Below are 17395 nucleotides of genomic sequence, written 5' to 3'. Positions count from 1 at the left end.
GTGTCGCGACCGGTATGGCCGATCGTGGCAACCTACGATTCGACGCCGGGGGAGGCAGATCCGAGACGAAGAAATGCCCGGGTGCGCACCCCCTGCGGCGCACCCAGGCAGGAAAACTATACCAGCTGGTGTGTTTCGGGTTTTTCGCAAGTTTTCGTACCGAAAGTTTGAAACTGGGCGAAAACCCGGTTTGAAGTATTGATAAAACTCATAACTTCGCGCCAAGGGTCTGTTCCTTTGGGGGGCATCGATTGGCGGCGAGTAGGCTTCGGAGGCGTTTCGAGCATGGCACGGCAGCAAGAGCGGGCCCGCCGGACACGCGCGGCGATTATCAGGTCCGCCGCCGTTGAGTTCGGGAAGAGCGGCTATGCCGCTGCATCGCTCAACCGCATATTAGAAGGTTCGCGCGCCACCAAGGGCGCCATGTACTTTCATTTCGATTCCAAGGAAGATCTGGCCCGTGCCGTTCTGGAGACGGCGGTCGAGCGCTATCGCGCATCGGCCGAACGTTGGCTTCCCAGAGCGGATCTCGGTGCACTGGACATCCTGCACGGCTTGGTCGACGAGATAGCGCTGCGATTGGAGCACGACATCATCGTCCAGGCCGAGTATCGGCTGATCATCGAGCCCGATTTCTATCGGGACGTGCAAACCGGCGGTGGGCGGATCCTCGGCCGCGCCACCAGGATGCTCACCGTCCGCGCCATCGAGCAGGGGCAGCTGCGCGCCGACGCCGACCCGGACCGGTTCACTCGCACGTTGGCCGCCGCACTCGCGGGCCAGCGCTACATGGTGGATCTCTTCGGCGGCGGAATGGATCTGCGAACCAGATTCCAGGAGGCGCTGGAGGTGATCGTCGAGGCCATGGCCACTCCCGAGTGGGGCGAGAAGTTCCGCAAGGATGGCTGGCAGGCCCAAGCTCGCCTGGAAGACCTCGGTTTAGGGCTTTGACCAGCCGGTTTGGAAAGCCACACCGGTCTGTCATAAGCTAACCGAGCTCCCAACGGACACCCGTTGAAAGCCGGTCTGGAGGAATCCAGGACGAGCCCCCTTCGTCTAGCGGCCTAGGACGCCGCCCTTTCAAGGCGGTAGCGCGGGTTCGAATCCCGTAGGGGGTACGGTCTTCGGATCGTTGGTAGCACGCAAGGCCCTGTGGCGCAGTTGGTTAGCGCGCCGCCCTGTCACGGCGGAGGTCGCGGGTTCGAGTCCCGTCAGGGTCGCAAGAGAAGTGCCGGAGCAATCCGGCATTTCGCGTATGGCATTCAATACGGGTGCCTGCGGCCAGGTAGCTCAGTTGGTACGAGCGTCCGCCTGAAAAGCGGAAGGTCGCCGGTTCGATCCCGGCCCTGGCCACCAAATCCCCTTGACATTGCACGAGGTCAGGGGGATTTTTCGCGTCTATCCCCAATGGGGAACCCGACTGTGGATGACCGCCGGTCGCCGGGAGATGTCGCACGTATGTTGCACGGCCGAATGGCGTAGGGGAGCCATTACAGGACGTTTACGGTCGCTGGCAGACGCTGAAAGTGGTGTCGTTTCTGTCCAAGACCGCAGCGCGAGCCGCCGATAGGCTGTCGACCAGCGGTGTCTCCGGTGACCGCCTGGGCGGTCTGCACCTGGGTGGTCGACGGCGGTCTCCGCTTTTGGATCTCAGGAGGAATTTTGACACGTGAACTGGTCTACACGGGCTTCATGTCGCTGGACGGTGTAGTGGACTCGCCGGGCGGCAAGGAGGAGGGGCACCGCAGCGGCGGCTGGGTGATGGACACCGAGTTCGTGCCCGAGGCCTACTCGCTCAAGGGCGAAGAACTCGCAGACACGACGGCACTGATGTTCGGCCGTCGCAGCTACGAGGTGTTCGCCCCGTTCTGGCGCGACTCCGCGGATCACGCCGCGTACAAGGAACTTCCCAAGTACGTGGTCTCGACCAGCCTCACCGACGACGACGTGATCGAGGGATGGGGTCCGATCACGATCCTGCGGTCGATCGACGACATCGCCGCTCTGAAGCAGAGCGATGGTGGCGCCATCTTCATTCACGGCAGCGCCGAGCTGGCCCGGCGTCTGTCGGACGCCGATCTGATCGACCGGTACAACCTGCTCGTGTTCCCAGTGCTGCTGGGGGAGGGCAAGAGTCTGTTCAGCAGGGCGGACCGCGACAAGCAGCAACTGCGCCTCGAGGAGTCCGCGACCTACTCCAACGGAGTGGCCAAGCTCGTCTACAACGTCGTGCGCTGAGCAGGATCGAGCGCGATCACACCGCCGCGGCCCTCGCGGAGCTGCCGTGCGGTACGCCCGACGTACCGTCGCAGCGCGCGGGCTAGATGGGGTTCGTCGTAGTACGCGAGCTTGTCGACGACATCGCTCGGGTGCTCGCCCGCGGTCAGCAGTAACGCGGCAGATCGGGCGCGCCCGATCTGCCGCACCGCGCCTCGGGTGAGGCCCGTCGCCGCCCGGAAACGACGCTCGAGCGTGCGATCGGTGGCCGCGGGACGGTGCCCGCGCAGAGCGTCCGCGACCAAAGGATCGCGGACCAGGACTCCGCCTCGGACGAGCCGGTCCACGAGCGCCTCGGCGTCGTTCGGGTGCGGTGTCTCCCAGCGGGCACCAGCCAGCCAGAAGGTCCGGTTGGTCACATCTGGCAAGAGGACCCCGCTGTCGACCAGGGACGGTGTGGCCACCGCGCGAAGCGATGTGCCGACCGCGAACTGGATCCCGACGAAGTCCGCGCCTTCAGGCACGTGGGCGGTATCGCAGCGGCTCTCCGGACCTGTAATGCCCGCGTACGCCGTGCCCTCCTGTTCCCAGAACACCAGGCCCCAGGTCTCGGTCGCAACGCTGGTCATCTCCGCGACCCGCTCGCTACGGCACGTCCAAACAGAGTCGATCCACAGCGAATCCGACGCACGCGCCTCGAACAGCAACCCCACCGTTGGCATCTTAATCCGAGCGCGGGTCACTTGAATCCCGCAGAGTGGTTGACCGGTAATCGGACCTCACTGCTCCGGCAGGCCAGGTTCCCGACTGCTCCGGCACGCCAGGTTCCCGCCGACGAGCAAACATCGACTGATGTACCGCTGGAAACGCTCCACGGCGACGATTGTCGGTGCACACTCGGCATCGGACGAACCACTCGCTGCGAAGGGAGCAGCCGCTACCCGCCCGGCGGCGACGGAGCACTTCACAGGTCTGCGAGGGCATTGCCATGACTGGAGCGGAACTGGGCGCCGCCGCCCGTGTGGCGGGATCGGCCGCCAAAGGTCTCAGCCTGCTGTGGCGCTGGTGGAATCCGGACACCTCGCTGGCGACGGTGTCTGTGAAAGCCGACGAACTTGCCGAACTCGTTCAACGCATCGAGCAGCGCCGTCTCGGCGAGCTGGGTGTAGTCCGGGGAGAGGGCGTCGACATCCAGTGGGAAGCGCTCGCCCGCGTGCGGGCTGCCGGTGGCGAGGAGTTCGGTTGGCTCGTCGATGTCGCCCGCTACTACCGAAGCCTCTCGCCGCAACGACTTGTAGTGCTCGGCGAGTCCGGCGCCGGCAAGACCGTGACCGCGATCCATCTGCTTCTCGGACTACTGAAGGACGGCCCGGCCGAGATCGGGTACCGCCGTCACAACTCGGTCCCCGTCCGATTCAACGCGGCCAGCTGGGATCCCACCCGAGCCAACTTCAGCAGCTGGATGGCGAGCCAGCTCGCTGACGATTACGGCCTCCGGCGCCAGGTTGCCGCCGCCATGATCGAGGCCGAGCGCATACTGCCGCTGCTCGACGGCCTCGACGAGATGGACACTCCCACGTCGCCCCCGTCACGCGCGCGGGCCGCGCTGGACGAGCTCAACGAACCAGAATGGCGCGGCCGACCGGTCGTCGTCATGTGCCGCACCGCCACCTACCGACTGGCACAGGAACTCGGCAGCGACTCGGGACTCCATTCCGCTACGGCAGTCATCCTCCGTCCGCTCAACAGTGTCGAAGTCCGAACACATCTGGAGCGACACCGCGATTCCGCTGGCATCGATCCCGACCGATGGCAACCGATCATCAGGGAACTCGACATCAACCCCGGCGGCACCCTCGCGAGGTCACTACAAACCCCGTGGCTCCTGACGTTGGCCATCGACTTCCTGCAGCGCGCCGCGCCGCCCGACGTAGTGCAGCTCGCGACAGCCGCGGACGAACAAACTGTGCGAGAGACCGTGTTCACGGCAATGATTCCAGCGGCGGTTGCCGGACTCCGCCGCGAACGCTCAGGGGCGAAACGCTACACCGCGGTCCAGGTCACAACGTGGTTGCGCAGTCTCGCCCAGCACCTGGACTCCGCGCGGGCCCGCGGCGGGAACGGCGCCGAGATCAAACTCTTCGAGGTGTGGAAGCTGGCGGGCAGAAATGCACGCATCCTGCACACGATTCTGTTGTTCCCGATCTTCACTATCGCCTGCATGTCATTCCTTGGAGTGGCGACAGTCGTCGTGCTCGCTCCGATATTCGGGCTCTGTTTCGCGCTGATATCCGGATCGGCCGGTCCGAAGCGCGCCCACCGGGTGGGAGTGCGCTGGCGCAGCCGGTCCGGATCAACGCTTCGAGGGCTCGGTCGGGGCGTCGCACAGGGTCTCGTCACAGGCGTCGTGCTCGGCGCCGTCGTGCTCGTTGCCATCGTCGCTGTGCACGGCCTCGCATTGGGCTTCTGGGACTCCGCCATGGAATGGGGCCTGGCCTTCGGAATGTCGCTGGCGCTGTGCCTGGGTGTTGTGCTGGCCCTGATGTTCGCGCTGACAACTCACGACGAGCCAAATCTCGATGAGCGTGCGAATATCCGCGAGGATCTATTGTCAGGCGCGGTCGTCGGCGGGGCGTTCGGCGTCGCGTACTTCCTCCACGAGTGGATCGTCCTCCCGCTGGCTATGCATGCCTCCCAAGCGATCGTCTACGACCCATGGACAGCGTCCCTGCTGAAGGACGCCACGATGGGCGGCAACATCGTGGACGCGGCGGCAGGGATGGTGGTGTACACGATTGCCTTCGGACTGTGGTGGTCGCGCGCCAGCGTTCGCTACGGAATCGCACGGGCGCTGCTGATCCGTGGCTCTCGATTCACCTGGCGCCCCTCACCTTTCCTCGACTGGGCACGCTCCTCAGGACTACTCCGAGTCACCGGCGCCGCCTATCAGTTTCGGCATCAGACCTATCAGCAATGGCTGCTGTCCGAACCCGCGAACGCCCCATCGGGTGCAGCGGCCGCCGCACCGGATTCGACCGGCAAGCGATCGGAATAGTTCGACGCCCTGCCAGACACATTCGGACGAGCATGCGGCGGCCACGCCAGGCTGGCGCTGGTGCCGCGACGTGGTCACGAGGTGGCTGCCCGCGATGGTTCTGGACCATCGTTCTCGGTGCTGGCCGACTGATCTCGTGAGAACATGGGTAACTCATCGGGTACGGCCGGAACATGGCCAGGGACTCGACCGCCGGCCCGCGATGCGACTGTCGAGGCTCTTAATGGTGCGTTGCACGCGGAGAGGCGGATGAGCATGGCTGAGCGATGGTATTACTGCCTGAAGCATCAGCGGGCCGAGCAGGGGCGGCAGTGCTGGTTTCGGGATCGGATGGGGCCGTATCCGGATCAGGCGACTGCTGAGCGGGCGTTGGAGATCGTGAAGGCCCGCAATGAGCGTGAGGATGCTCGGGATCGCTCCTGGCGTGACGGGGACAGCTGAGTGGCTGGGGCGCTCCAGCGCATGCGCTCAGGTCCCCGTTAGGTCGATCAAGTACGGTTTCCTGAAATCAGACGAATGCTCGGGGTCCTGTCGTGGGCTCGGGGCTGACAGGTGAGCAGGGAGGGCGACCCTTGAGGGTTACCGTTGTTGTGCCGACCTACAACGAGCGGGAGAATCTGCCGGTTGCGGTGGAGCGGCTGACGGCGCTGCAAGTGCCCGACCTGCATGTGCTCGTGGTGGATGACAATTCGCCGGACGGGACCGGTGAGGTCGGCGACAAGTTGGCGGCGGAGCTGCCGAACGTTGTCGGCGTACTGCATCGCACCGAGAAGGACGGATTGGGCCGGGCCTACATTGCCGGGATCACGCGGGCGCTGGACGAAGGCGCCGATGTGGTGATCCAGATGGACGCCGACCTATCCCACCCGGCCGAGGTGATTCCGGCGATGCTGGAGAAGCTGACCACCACTGATGCCGGTGTGGTCCTCGGATCGCGCTACGTGCCGGGCGGGTCGACCGCCGAGGAATGGAAGTGGTACCGCAAGGCGCTCTCGTCGTGGGCCAATTTCTACGTGAACCTGATCCTGCGGCTCGGTGTGAAGGATGCCACCGCCGGTTTCAAGGCGTGGAAGGCGGATACATTGCGCGCGATCGAGGTCGCCTCGATCCGCAGCAACGGCTACTCGTTCCAGGTCGAGATGAACTATCGGACGATCAAACAGGGCATCGCGATTGCCGAGGTGCCGATCCGGTTCGAGGAGCGCACCGTCGGCGCCTCGAAGATGAGCCTCAAGGTGCAACTGGAGTCGGCGCTGATGCCGTGGAAGCTGCTCTTCGGTCGCAAGGTGTAGCCGAAACAGTCGAACGAGCAGGGCCCCGCATCCGACTCGGATGCGGGGCCCTGCGTCGTTTCGGCTCAGGACTCGATGAGTCCGCGCCGCAGCCCCTCCATGCTGATGACGATGACCGGCGCGAGCACCACATGCATGGCCGACAGCGCTAGTCCGCGTCCGGCTCCGGCCAGTTCAGCAGCGTGTCGATGTACAGCTGCCGTACCGCCTCGACTTCGTCGTCCATCTCGTTGGGATCCCAGCCGCTCACATCGATGGGCGCGAGGATCGCGACGTCCACCGTGCCTTTACGCGCGATCATCGAATTGCGCCAAGAGATTTCGCCCGCATTGCGGATCACCACCGGGATCACCGGCACACCCGCCTGCAGCGCGATATGGAACGCGCCCTTCTTGAACGGCAGTGGGTTCGGCGTGTACGAGCGGTGCCCTTCGGGGGCGATGGCGATCGACAGACCGCCGCGCAGGGTCTCCACCACCGGCGCGAGCGCCGCCTTCGCCTGCGCGGTATCCGAGCGATCGATGAATGTCACACCGACGAAACGCATCAGCGGCCCGAATACCGGATTGCGGGTCAGTTCCTTCTTCCCGATACCCGTGACGCCGCCCGCCAAGACCTTGGGCACGATGATCACGTCGAATTGGCTCTGATGATTGAAGAGAAAGACAGCGGGCCGCGGTGCGCGCGCATTCTTCGCGCCGCAGACGCGGATTCGTACACCGATAGCCCGGAGGGTGCCGCTCGTGCCGTATGCCATCAGCCCATCGGCCATCTTCCTGCGCTGCCTCGTGTAGGACTTGGCAATGACACCGAGAAGCGCGCCGCCGAGCAGTGCGGCAAATCCCGCTACCGTGCGCCCGTAGTCGGCCGGGCTCGCGGTCTGCCTGGGCCGGAAGGTCAGCGTCGGCCAATCATGTTCGGCGGCAACAACACTGAGCCGTCTGTCGGGGTTCATCGCCACCGGACGGCCGACCAGCGACAGCAGCGGCAAATCGGCGAGCGAATCGGAATAGGCGTAGCTACGGCTGAGGTCCACGCTCGCGGCGTCGGCGAAATCACGGACCGCGTCGGCCTTGCCATTGCGCCACAACGTCTTTCCCTCGATATATCCGGTGAGAACGCCGTCGCTGGTGGCCATCGGGGTGTACAGCACGTGCTCGATGCCGAGCTCGGCGGCGGCGGGCGCCACCTGGAAGCGGGTCAGCGAAGTGGCGAGTACCAGGGTGTGACCCGCGGCCTCGTGGGTCCGGATGAGCTGCCACGCCTCGGGATATAGGTGCCCGTAGATGGTCTTCTCGAAGAGCCGCTTGCCGAGCGCGTCGAGCTCCGACTCCGGATACCCCGCCAGTGCTTGCATGGACAGCTGGACGAAACGCCCGTACTCGCCATCGGTGAGGCTGTTGCGTATACCGCCGAGCAGTGCCGCGGCCGCTGTCCGCGAGGCGCTGGGACGGAAAATGCGACGCAGCACCGACGGTCGGGCGAACCCGTCGACGATGGTGCCGCCGAAGTCGAAAACGGCGGCGATACCGGGTCCCTGCGGTCCCGATCGGATCGCGTCGATGGCCGATTCGAGATCCGCTGACACCACACCACCGTGGGCGACAGCGGAGTCCTCCTGCTGATGCCGCGCGGCCGTGTCGCGCGCACCCATCACGGCTCCCGCACGAGTCGGTTCGACGGATCCAATGCGGCCGCCTGGGAAATTCGGTTGCCGATGGCACGCAGCCGTTCGGCGAACTCGATTCTGCGCTCGGTCAATTCGGACCTGCGTTTGGCCGAATCGTGCTCGACCGGTGTCAGCAGCCCGTGGTTGTCCGCGAGTTTCAGTGCGCTGGTGAACAGTTCGGTCGACACCGACTCCGGGCTGTGCAGCCGCTGCTGCAGGATCATCTGTTTGCCGACCCGGACGCATTCGTCGATGAACTGCTTGCGGTCGATCTCCTCGGCCGGGTCCCGGGCCGCCAGTCGCTCGGCCACCACCAACTGCGCGTCGAAGAACGAGCGCAAGGCGCGGTGCGCCATCATGAATCCCGAGGCGGTGAGCGTCGCGAGCACGTCGGTGCCGAAGGTGTCCTCGTTTGTGTGGCTGTGCCAGTCCGGGTCGAGCACCAGCATTTCCGTGGTCAGCTGCTCGGCGAACTCGGACCGTTCGGGGAAGAAGAAGTCGAACTTCAACAGGTCGCGCAGTCGGTATGCCTCATCCCAGCCCGCCTTCAGCTGGTTCGGGGCAGGCGTGTCGACCGCGGTCAGGATGGACAGCTCGAGGATCGCGCGGTTGATGAACCAGTGCACGGCGCTGTTTCGGTAGAACGCGGCCTCCAGGTGGGCGCCCGACTCGATCGAGTAGATCGGTTCCAGCCCACCGCGATAGACGGTGACCACCTTGGCCAACGAAAGCTGTTCCAGCACCACCGCGAGGCTCTGCTCATCGCGTAGTGCGTCGAGCTCACCGCGCGGCAGATCGCGCTTCTCGATGTAGTGCAGTACCGGAGCGAGTACGGCGCGCACCTCGCCGAGGGTCAGTGCGCGTTCGTGCACGCCGAGCAGTGCGAGGGTGGCCAGCGCGTTGACCGTGATGGGGGTGACCGCGTTGATGCCGACGGCGATCTCGAATGCCAACCGCTGCACGGCCTTTCGCTCCAGCTCCGCGGTCTCTTCGTCATGCGAGGTGGTGCCTGGTCCGTCCAGAACCGAATCGGTGCTGTGCAGCGGGATGGACAGCGGCGGCGTGGTAAGCGGATCGCCGTGCGCCGCAAGCCGATCGCGTGCGGACAGCGGCTCGCCGAAGCTCACATAGACGTGCCCGGCCGAATGCTGTTGGCTGCGAATGTAGCGCGCCATCCAGGCCAGGCCCTCGGGCTTCTTCTTCCCGCCCACCTGTTCGGTGGCGATGGCGCCGAGCTCGTTGAGCCGCTCGTAGGTGATCGACACCGGTATCAGCATGACGTCGTCGATGCGATTCGAACGCACCGCGGCGGCAAGATAATTCAGCAGCCCGTAGCGCGGCGGCCGGAGCTTGCCGGTGCGGGTGCGACCGCCCTCGAAGTACCACTCCAGATTGAATCGCTTGGCGAGCAGGTAGGCGAAATATTCCTCGACCACCGCCTTGTAGACCTCGTCGTCGCCGAAGCTGCGCCGGATGAAGACGGTGCCGGTGCGACGGGCGATCGGGCCCATCGGCCAGAAGCTCAGGTTCGCGCCGCCGATCACATGGTTCGGCGGAAAATCGTTGCGGGCCAGCACGTCGCCGAGCACGAAGGCATCGACGTAGGAGCGGTGCGAGGGCAGGAAGACCAGTGGGTGGCGCCGATTGAGCGCCCGCAGCGCGGCCAGCCCGGACTCCTCGGTGTGTACCTTCCAGGTCGAGGCGTGCACCGGCCGCATTGCCTGGGTGAACAGATCCGAGACCAGCCTGCTCTGCGCGGCAACGAGTTCCTCCAGCCCCTTCTCCGCCCTGCGGTACACCTCGTGCGGGCTCGCACCGATCTGGTCGGCGATGAGGTCGAGTCGGCGCAGGAACTCGGGGGAGTCGAGGATCTCCTCGGCCACCAGCCGCGGCACCTTGTACCGATCGCCGATCACGTTGCGTTCGGCGCGTTCCAGCACCACCAGCGCGGCGCGCACGATGGCGCGGGCGAATGGCTCGGCGGAGCCAGCGGCGAACAGCGCGGCGGCCTCGGGGTTATTGGCGCGCAACTCGCTGAGCAGCGCGGGCTGCCCGGTGAGCACGACGTGACGGTCCGGTGACTTGCCGATGAGCCTGCGTTGGGCCAGGCGGTGCGGCTTGCGTGGATTGCTCAGCAACGCCAGGTCGGCGAAGGTGACGCGGCGGACTCCGTCGCGTTCGGGTGGCAGCCACAGCACTCGCACCGGGACGACGAGTGGATCGTCGTGGCGGCCGACCAGCCGGGTGGCGATGGCGCCGGCGTCCAGGTCCAACTGGGTGACGGGAGCGTGCACGCCGAATTCCTTGGCTATGCCGCCGTCGGTCAGCCAGGTGCCGACGAGTTCGCGTTCGACTCCGGATCCCGCGTCGACAAGGGCAACCACCGATTCGGGTGTCGTTGCTCGCTGAGCCTGCGCGGGTGAGTCCCCGCGGTGATCGATCATGACCAGATCCCTCCGCAACTGACGATCCCCCTATTCAAGCCCGCCACGGGATTCCGCGCAGGAACTCCGGCGCGCGAGTTCGCCGCGGGTCGGCTGTTCCGGCCTTCTGGGCGGTGGTCTCCCGTTCGCTGATCAGATCGGGTGGGATATCGATCGATCCGAGCTCGTGCGTCTGGCCGGTGAGGCGTTCGACCTGTCGAGCACGCATCGCGGAGAGCCTGCTCGGCGTCGAACGTTCGGCGATCGCGGTCCCCGCGAAATGACCCGGTGGCGGGTCGGTTGCTGTGGTTGCCAGCACAGTTCCGGTCAGGCCAGGTAATGCTAACCTTACCTCTCAAAGTTAGGTCAGCATTACCTTTGGAGGATCGTTGTCGACCACGGAACGCTTGCGCCTCGAGTATGTGACCGATCCGGCGGCAGCGATGTCTCACCTTGCGGCCGCCGATCGGTTCGGCGAGTACGTAATGTACGAGCGCCCAGGCGAATGGGTCTTCGCGGCCGATCCGCTCGGCAGCGTGGAGCTGGATGAGCACGAGCTGCGTGTGGTGTGGGAGGGGCGGACCACGACCAGTGCGTGGGAAGGCAGCCCCGCGAGCGTCATCGATCGCGCGCTCGGCACGCTGCCGCTCGGCGGACGACAGGCCTACGGCTGGATCGGATTCGAATTCTGCGCGTGGGCGCTGGATGCCACCGCGCACCTGCATCCGCGGACGGCCTTGGCGCACCTGATGATTCCGCGCATCGAGGTGGCGGTCGGCGAGTTCGGCGTCCGAATCTCCGGTGCGACTCCGGCCGAAACCTGCGATATCCACGATCTCATCGCGGCCTCGCAGGGCAGCGAGCTGCCGCAGGCGCATCCGGCCGACGTTCGCCTCGATCCGACCGGGTACCGCGATCGGGTTGCCGAGGCAGTGGACGAAATCCGTTCGGGCCGTTACCAGAAGGTCATCCTGTCCAGGAAGGTCGATCTGCCGTTCGTGGTCGATGTGCCCGCGACCTACCGGCTCGGCCGAGCCAGCAACACCCCGGCGCGATCCTTCCTGTTGCGGCTCGGCGGACTCGAGGCGGCGGGCTTCAGTCCGGAACTGGTCGCTTCGGTCGACGCGGATCGCGTGGTCACCACCGAACCGCTGGCAGGCACCCGCGCCTTCGGCCGCGGTCACGCGGTCGACATGGCGGCCAGGGCCGATCTGGTCAGCGACCCGAAAGAAATTGTCGAGCACGCCATTTCGGTGCAGACATCGTTCAGTGAGATCACCGCGGTGGCCGATCCCGGCACGCCCGCGGTCTCGGACTTCATGGCGGTGCGCGAGCGTGGCAGTGTCCAGCACCTCGCCTCCACCGTGCGCGGCCGACTCGCCGCCGACCGCTCCAGCTGGGACGCGCTCGAAGTGCTTTTCCCCTCGGTCACCGCGTCCGGCATCCCGAAGCGTGCGGGCGTGGACTCCGTCTTCCGCCTCGACGGTGCGCCGCGCGGTCTGTATTCCGGTGCGGTGGTGACGATTTCCCCGACCGGCGCGATGGAGGCCACGCTGGTCTTGCGGGCGGTCTACCAGAACACCGAGGGCGCCTGGCTGCGCGCGGGCGCGGGCATTGTCGGGCAGTCGCTTCCTGAGCGCGAGTTCGAGGAGACCTGCGAAAAGCTGGGCAGCATCGCCCCTTACGTGGTGAAGGCATAGCGTCGATCGGTCCGAGTCCGGCCCGGATGGACACGTCCGGCTGTCCATCCAGGCCGTTCGTCGTCAGACTTCGGCGCGCAGGGCCTTTTTATCGATCTTGCCGACGGCGGTGAGAGGAAGGGTGTCGGCCCGTCGCAGTATGTCGGGGAGTTTGTAGGTGGCCAGGCCGCGGTCGGTGAGGAACATCTTGATCTCGGCCAGGGTGGGCATGGTGGTGTCGACTACCAGGATGGCGCAGACCTTTTCGCCGAGCGCGGCGTCGGGCAGACCGACGGCGGCGGCGTGTCGGACGGCGGGATGGGCGAGGAGGTGCTCTTCCAACTCGTCGCAGGAGATGTTCTCGCCGCCGCGGTTGATGACGTCCTTGATGCGGCCGGAGACGATCAGGTGGCCGCTGGGGAGGCGGCGGACCAGGTCACCGCTGCGGTAGTAGCCATCGGGAGTGAAGGCGCGGCCATTGTGCTCCGGTGCGCGGTAGTAGCCGCGAATTGTGTAGGGGCCCTTGGTGAGCAGTTCGCCTTCTTCGCCGGGGGCGACGTCGTTGCCGTCGGCGTCGACGACGCGGACCTCATCGGCAGGGGACAACGGTCGGCCCTGCGTGGTGCACACGGTGTCGGCAGGATCGTCGAGGCGGGTGTAGTTGAGCAGCCCCTCGGCCATACCGAACACCTGCTGTAGTTTCACGCCGAGTGCGGGCTCCACATCGCGGGCATTCACCTCGGCCAGGCGGGCGCCGCCGACCTGCAGCAGGCGCAGCGAGCTGAGATCCGCGTCCTCCCATTCGATTGCCGCGCACCACAGTTGGGCCAGCGGCGGAACCACCGCGGTGACCGTCACCCGGTGTCGTTCGATCGCGGCGAAGGCATTCTCCGGGCTCGGATCGGTGAGGAAGGCGATCGCGCCACCGACGCTGATGGTGCCGAGGATGCCGGGGCAGGCCAGTGGGAAGTTATGTGCCGCGGGCAGCGTCGCGAGATAGACGTCCGCTTCGGTCAGTCCGCACACCTCGGCGCTCGCCGTTGCGTTGTAGACGTAGTCGTCGTGGGTGCGGGCAATCAGCTTCGGCAGGCCGGTCGTGCCACCGGAGACCAGCATCAACGCGATGTCGCTCGGATCGATGGTCGGCAGTGAATCACCTTCGCGCGGAATCGAGTTCAGGTCGGTATGGGTTCCGGGATCGCCGAGCACCAGCACGTGCCGCAAAGTTGGTACCGACCGCTGGACCGTCGCCGCCAGCTCCCGGTAATCGAAGTCGCCGAGCCGGTCGGCGATGAGGTAGGCGACGGCGCCGGAAAGCTGGGCCAGATGCTCGATTTCGGCCCTCCGGTGCGCGGGCAGGGTCAGCACCGGGATTATCCCAGCGCGGAGCAGTCCGAACAGCACGGTCGCGAACTCGGACACATTCGGCAATTGCACGACCACTCGATCGCCCGCCGCAATGCCCAGCGCGAGCAGCCCGTGCGCCATGCGGTCGGCGTCGGAATCGAGCTGCGCGTAGCTACGTGCGGCGTCGCCACCGAGCAGCGCCGTGCGGTGCGGATGCTGTCGCGCTGTCGCACGCAGCAGGTCGCCGAGCGGGCGTCCGGTCCAGTAGCCCGCAGTGCGGAAGGCGTCGGCCTCGGCAGCGGGAAAGGGGACGTAGCCGTCACTAGTGGTGTGTGTCGAAGTCACAGTCGGCCTCACAGGGAAAGTGGATATGTACTGCATGACTAGGGTCTCATAACAAAGGTTAGGCAACCCTATCTCAGTATCGAAGCTCATGAGATCCACCCCCGATCGGACTAGACTCCCCCTATGAGCAGGTGGGATACCTCGAACATTCCTGACCAGAGTGGCCGGACTTTCATCGTCACCGGCGCGAACAGCGGTCTGGGCGCGGTGACCGTGCGCGCATTGGCGGGGGCCGGGGCGCAGGTGATCTTGGCCTGTCGGAACGTGGCCAAGGGCGAGAAGGTTGCCGGGGAGATCGGGGAGCGCGCGCAGGTGCGCAAGCTGGATCTCGCGGACCTGGCTTCGGTGCGAGAGTTCGCCGATTCGGTGGACACGGCCGACGTGCTGATCAATAACGCGGGTGTGATGGCGGTGCCGGAGCGGCGGACCGCCGATGGCTTCGAAATGCAGGTCGGCACAAACCATCTCGGACACTTCGCGCTGACCGGCCTACTGCTGGATAAGATTTCGGACCGAGTGGTCACGGTATCCAGTGGCGCGCACCGCACCGGCAAGATCGACTTGGAAGATTTGAACTGGGAGCACCGCAAGTATCAGCGGTGGCCCGCATACGGTCAGGCGAAACTGGCCAACCTGATGTTCGCCTACGAGTTCCACCGCAGGCTGACCGCGGCGGGCTCGCCGAAGATCTCGGTCGCCGCACACCCCGGCTACGCCGCGACCGAGCTGCAGTCGCATACCGAGTCGATCCAGGACACGGTCATGGCGTTCGGCAATCGGTTGCTGGCGCAGAGCGCCGAGATGGGTGCGCTGCCACAGTTATTCGCCGCGACCGACAAGGTCGAACCGGGCAGGTTTTACGGACCGGACGGCTGGTTGGGCCTGCGTGGCTATCCGGCTGGCTCGAGTTCGAGCGCGGCGTCGAAGGACGAGGAAGTCGCGCGTGGTCTGTGGGAGCTGTCGGAGAAACTGACCGGCGTCACCTACAACTTCGGCAAGTAAACGGGTGGCCGGGCGTCCCGATGCACTGGACGTCCGGCCGAATCCGTCTGCGGGTGACGCTCAGCTCAGAATGTGCAGGTCGTAGAACAACTGGTAGCGGTTCGGGTCGTCGGGCAGGAACCAGTGGAATCCTTCGAGGAGGAAGACCGCTACCAGGTTGATCGCCAGCACGATGCCGAGGAACCACAGCGCGAGCATTCCGATCATGCGATGCGGCACCGCGGGGATCTCCAGTGCGGCGGTCTCGTGTGAAAACGACAGCACGACACCGATAGTCGCGATCGCGGCCACGAAGAGGATCCACGCCCAGACATACAGGTGCAGACCCAGCAGCGGGTCGCCGTAGCCGGGGTCGCCGGGCAGGATGTGCAGCATGGTTTGCCGCCATGAGGCGAATCCGCCTGCGACACAACCGACTATGGCCAGGCCCCAGCCTGTCGTGTAGTCGTGTGGCTCGATGGTCCCGTTCATCCCCTCGCGGACGATGTACGCGGCGCCTAATGCGGCGAGCGCCATGAACATGCGCTGCACGATGCACAGCGGGCACGGGTACTCCCAGGCGCCGAACTGGAAGGCGAGTCCGCCGCAGATGATGCCGGCCCAGCCGATCACGAAAATTACCGCGAGCCAGTATTGGATCTGGCTGAGAACCACCCGGGCCGACGAAGCCTCGGTAGTCGCCATCAGTAACTCAATCCGAGTCCGAGACTGCTGGTGATGTGATGCGCCAGCAGCAGCACCGTCGCGATCAGCAGTACCCACCACGCGCCTATTACCAAACGCCGGGAACGCTGCTGGAACAGGGCGATCATGGCTGCCAGCAAACCGCCGAAAATGAGCGTGTCCATGGCGCTGAACGGTACTCTTTACCCGCCTTCACCAGCTTGGATAGAACGCGGACACGCCGTCAGGGCGGGTCGTTGGATGAGGTTCGGCAATTGATCGGCACCGGCTGCGAAGATGGCGGGCAACCGAGCGTCACGCTCGGTAGCTTCAACTCGCCGAACGTGACGTCCGGCTCATTCGGCGAGACCGCACGGCACCGTGCGTTCACTGGTTGGTACATGCCTGGTACAGTCGCCGACGTGCAGCGCGTGTATTTCTGGTTTAGCAAGCCGGCCCTGGGTGGGTCGGTCTGCGGCAACCTCCTGCGCTGACCAACTTCCACCCCCGAGCCGGATGATGACCGGCTCGACGGGTTTCCGTCAGTGAGTCGGCCTGACCTAAAGGAACCCACAACGATGACTACCGCTGCCGATATCGATGCGCGGCATTCCGATCTCGATGATCAACGCACCCTCAGCGTGAGCCCCTTGCGCTCACCGGCCGAGGTGCGGCGCGTGCACCCGATCACCGATCCGCTCGCCGACACCGTCCGCGCGGGCCGCAAGGCCACCGTCGACGTGCTCAATGGCGACGACGACCGTCTGATGGTGATCGTCGGTCCGTGCTCGGTACACGATCCCGCCGCGGCGCTGGATTACGCGCGCCGCCTCGCCGCCAAGGCTGCCGAGCTCGACGACCGACTGCACGTGGTGATGCGGGTGTACTTCGAGAAGCCGCGCACCACCCTCGGCTGGAAGGGGCTGATCAATGATCCGCACCTAGACGGCTCATTCGACGTCAATACCGGTCTCGGTTTCGGCCGCAAGCTGCTGGTCGACATCACCGCGCTCGGCCTGCCGGTGGCGTGCGAGTTCCTCGACCCGATCACCCCGCAGTACATCTCGGACCTGGTGTCCTACGGCGCCATCGGTGCGCGCACCGCGGCAAGCCAGGTGCATCGTCAGCTGAGCAGCGCGCTGTCCATGCCGGTCGGCATCAAGAACGGCACCGACGGCGATGTCCAGGTGGCCGTCGACGGCGTGCGCGCCGCGGCCGCGAGCCATGTGTTCCCCGGCACCGACCTGGATGGTCGCGCGGCGCTCATCCGCACCTACGGCAACCCGGACTGCCATGTGATCCTGCGTGGTGGCAGCACCGGCACCAACTACGACGCCGCTTCGGTCGCCGAGTCGTGCATCCGGCTGGAGAAGGCGTCGCTGCCGCAGCGGATCGTGGTGGACGCCAGCCACGGCAACAGCAACAAGGACCACAACAAGCAGGTCGATGTGGTCACCGATATCGCGGCGCGACTGGCCGCCGGTGAGCCGGGCGTTGTCGGTGTGATGCTGGAGAGCTTCCTCGTCGCTGGCCGTCAGGACCTGGCCCTCGGCCACGCCGACGAGCTGACCTACGGCCAGTCCATCACCGATGCCTGCCTCGACTGGGAGACCACCGCCCGCCAGCTCGACCACCTGGCCGACGCGGTCGCGCAGCGTCGAAACCGCTGACCGACTGCGTTTTTGTGCCGCCGCCCCCGGCGA

The 17395-nt window shown here is 65.8% G+C and carries 16 protein-coding genes and 3 tRNA genes; 12 read left to right on the top strand and 7 right to left on the bottom strand.

Features of this window, described 5'->3' with window-relative positions; translation table 11 throughout:
* The first annotated feature begins 285 nt into the window (after positions 1-285).
* From ACFQZZ_RS09145 to ACFQZZ_RS09125, 5 genes are all read left to right on the top strand, one after another.
* Positions 286-951, top strand: a complete 666-nt coding sequence (locus ACFQZZ_RS09145) for a TetR family transcriptional regulator (protein ID WP_378676826.1) — start codon at positions 286-288, stop codon at positions 949-951.
* Positions 952-1045: 94 nt separating this feature from the next.
* Positions 1046-1118: transfer RNA gene (locus ACFQZZ_RS09140), tRNA-Glu, on the top strand.
* A gap of 28 nt (positions 1119-1146) precedes the next feature.
* Positions 1147-1220, top strand: a tRNA-Asp gene (locus ACFQZZ_RS09135).
* Positions 1221-1279: 59 nt separating this feature from the next.
* Positions 1280-1356, top strand: a tRNA-Phe gene (locus ACFQZZ_RS09130).
* A 306-nt stretch (positions 1357-1662) separates the two neighbouring features.
* Positions 1663-2238 carry a dihydrofolate reductase family protein gene (locus tag ACFQZZ_RS09125; RefSeq protein ID WP_378676824.1) on the top strand — a complete coding sequence of 192 codons (576 nt, stop codon included), beginning with the start codon at positions 1663-1665 and terminating at the stop codon, positions 2236-2238.
* Here ACFQZZ_RS09125 and ACFQZZ_RS09120 read toward each other — a convergent pair.
* Entirely contained in the window at positions 2220-2930 is a 711-nt protein-coding gene (locus ACFQZZ_RS09120) for an AraC family transcriptional regulator (protein ID WP_378676821.1), read from the bottom strand. The genes ACFQZZ_RS09125 and ACFQZZ_RS09120 overlap by 19 nt on opposite strands.
* A 275-nt stretch (positions 2931-3205) precedes the next feature.
* Here ACFQZZ_RS09120 and ACFQZZ_RS09115 point away from each other — a divergent pair, with 275 nt between their 5' ends.
* From ACFQZZ_RS09115 to ACFQZZ_RS09105, 3 genes are all read left to right on the top strand, one after another.
* The gene (locus ACFQZZ_RS09115; RefSeq protein WP_378676818.1) at positions 3206-5272 is read left to right on the top strand and encodes an NACHT domain-containing protein; all 2067 of its coding nucleotides are present in this window, start codon (positions 3206-3208) and stop codon (positions 5270-5272) included.
* A gap of 255 nt (positions 5273-5527) precedes the next feature.
* Positions 5528-5713 (top strand): SPOR domain-containing protein, encoded by a 186-nt coding sequence (locus ACFQZZ_RS09110; RefSeq protein WP_378676815.1) that lies wholly within the window; start codon positions 5528-5530, stop codon positions 5711-5713.
* A 131-nt stretch (positions 5714-5844) separates the two neighbouring features.
* On the top strand, positions 5845-6564 hold the full coding sequence (locus tag ACFQZZ_RS09105) for a polyprenol monophosphomannose synthase (RefSeq protein WP_378676812.1): 720 nt from the start codon (positions 5845-5847) through the stop codon (positions 6562-6564).
* Positions 6565-6712: 148 nt separating this feature from the next.
* Here ACFQZZ_RS09105 and ACFQZZ_RS09100 read toward each other — a convergent pair whose 3' ends face one another.
* From ACFQZZ_RS09100 to ACFQZZ_RS09090, 3 genes are read right to left on the bottom strand one after another with little or no spacing between them, the layout of a single operon-like run.
* Positions 6713-8218, bottom strand: a complete 1506-nt coding sequence (locus ACFQZZ_RS09100) for an HAD-IB family hydrolase (protein WP_378676809.1) — start codon at positions 8216-8218, stop codon at positions 6713-6715.
* Positions 8218-10677, bottom strand: a complete 2460-nt coding sequence (locus ACFQZZ_RS09095) for a glycerol-3-phosphate 1-O-acyltransferase (protein WP_378676806.1) — start codon at positions 10675-10677, stop codon at positions 8218-8220. The genes ACFQZZ_RS09100 and ACFQZZ_RS09095 overlap by 1 nt, the downstream gene beginning before the upstream one ends.
* Positions 10678-10711: 34 nt before the next feature.
* Positions 10712-10885, bottom strand: coding sequence for a hypothetical protein (locus ACFQZZ_RS09090; RefSeq protein ID WP_378676804.1), 174 nt, complete (start codon positions 10883-10885; stop codon positions 10712-10714).
* Between the two features lie 160 nt (positions 10886-11045).
* On the opposite strand from ACFQZZ_RS09090, the gene nbtS reads away from it, so the two are divergent.
* Positions 11046-12356, top strand: coding sequence for a nocobactin biosynthesis salicylate synthase NbtS (nbtS, locus tag ACFQZZ_RS09085; protein WP_378676802.1), 1311 nt, complete (start codon positions 11046-11048; stop codon positions 12354-12356).
* Positions 12357-12419: 63 nt separating this feature from the next.
* Here nbtS and ACFQZZ_RS09080 read toward each other — a convergent pair whose 3' ends face one another.
* The gene (locus ACFQZZ_RS09080) at positions 12420-14063 is read right to left on the bottom strand and encodes a (2,3-dihydroxybenzoyl)adenylate synthase (protein ID WP_378676800.1); all 1644 of its coding nucleotides are present in this window, start codon (positions 14061-14063) and stop codon (positions 12420-12422) included.
* Between the two features lie 87 nt (positions 14064-14150).
* Here ACFQZZ_RS09080 and ACFQZZ_RS09075 point away from each other — a divergent pair, with 87 nt between their 5' ends.
* Positions 14151-15029, top strand: coding sequence for an oxidoreductase (locus tag ACFQZZ_RS09075; protein ID WP_378676797.1), 879 nt, complete (start codon positions 14151-14153; stop codon positions 15027-15029).
* A gap of 60 nt (positions 15030-15089) precedes the next feature.
* On the opposite strand, the gene ACFQZZ_RS09070 is transcribed toward ACFQZZ_RS09075, so the two are convergent.
* Together ACFQZZ_RS09070 and ACFQZZ_RS09065 are read right to left on the bottom strand one after the other, a co-directional pair.
* Entirely contained in the window at positions 15090-15713 is a 624-nt protein-coding gene (locus ACFQZZ_RS09070) for a disulfide bond formation protein B (protein WP_378676795.1), read from the bottom strand.
* A complete protein-coding gene (locus ACFQZZ_RS09065) occupies positions 15713-15877 on the bottom strand; it encodes a DUF5993 family protein (RefSeq protein ID WP_378676792.1) in 165 nt (54 codons plus the stop codon). Before ACFQZZ_RS09065 ends, ACFQZZ_RS09070 begins: the two co-directional genes overlap by 1 nt.
* A gap of 90 nt (positions 15878-15967) precedes the next feature.
* Between ACFQZZ_RS09065 and ACFQZZ_RS09060 the strand changes: the two genes are divergently transcribed.
* Positions 15968-16186 carry a hypothetical protein gene (locus ACFQZZ_RS09060; protein WP_378676789.1) on the top strand — a complete coding sequence of 73 codons (219 nt, stop codon included), beginning with the start codon at positions 15968-15970 and terminating at the stop codon, positions 16184-16186.
* 84 nt (positions 16187-16270) lie between these two features.
* Positions 16271-17362: a 3-deoxy-7-phosphoheptulonate synthase gene (locus ACFQZZ_RS09055; protein WP_378676786.1), complete on the top strand. Its 1092-nt coding sequence runs from the start codon at positions 16271-16273 to the stop codon at positions 17360-17362.
* Positions 17363-17395 lie beyond the last annotated feature (33 nt).

The sequence above is a fragment of the Nocardia sp. GCM10030253 genome, assembly GCF_042675075.1.
Classification (GTDB): domain Bacteria; phylum Actinomycetota; class Actinomycetes; order Mycobacteriales; family Mycobacteriaceae; genus Nocardia.
This window is presented reverse-complemented; position numbering and strand designations above follow the sequence as displayed.

Bases quoted from the DNA above. Each gene is read 5' to 3' on its own strand.
- ACFQZZ_RS09080 (WP_378676800.1), bottom strand. From the start codon at position 14,063: ATGCAGTACATATCCACTTTCCCTGTGAGGCCGACTGTGACTTCGACA.
- ACFQZZ_RS09115 (WP_378676818.1), top strand. From the start codon at position 3,206: ATGACTGGAGCGGAACTGGGCGCCGCCGCCCGTGTGGCGGGATCGGCC.
- ACFQZZ_RS09110 (WP_378676815.1), top strand. From the start codon at position 5,528: ATGGCTGAGCGATGGTATTACTGCCTGAAGCATCAGCGGGCCGAGCAG.
- ACFQZZ_RS09095 (WP_378676806.1), bottom strand. From the start codon at position 10,677: ATGATCGATCACCGCGGGGACTCACCCGCGCAGGCTCAGCGAGCAACG.
- ACFQZZ_RS09075 (WP_378676797.1), top strand. From the start codon at position 14,151: ATGAGCAGGTGGGATACCTCGAACATTCCTGACCAGAGTGGCCGGACT.
- ACFQZZ_RS09070 (WP_378676795.1), bottom strand. From the start codon at position 15,713: ATGGCGACTACCGAGGCTTCGTCGGCCCGGGTGGTTCTCAGCCAGATC.
- ACFQZZ_RS09065 (WP_378676792.1), bottom strand. From the start codon at position 15,877: ATGGACACGCTCATTTTCGGCGGTTTGCTGGCAGCCATGATCGCCCTG.
- ACFQZZ_RS09090 (WP_378676804.1), bottom strand. From the start codon at position 10,885: ATGCGTGCTCGACAGGTCGAACGCCTCACCGGCCAGACGCACGAGCTC.
- ACFQZZ_RS09100 (WP_378676809.1), bottom strand. From the start codon at position 8,218: ATGGGTGCGCGCGACACGGCCGCGCGGCATCAGCAGGAGGACTCCGCT.
- ACFQZZ_RS09055 (WP_378676786.1), top strand. From the start codon at position 16,271: ATGACTACCGCTGCCGATATCGATGCGCGGCATTCCGATCTCGATGAT.
- ACFQZZ_RS09145 (WP_378676826.1), top strand. From the start codon at position 286: ATGGCACGGCAGCAAGAGCGGGCCCGCCGGACACGCGCGGCGATTATC.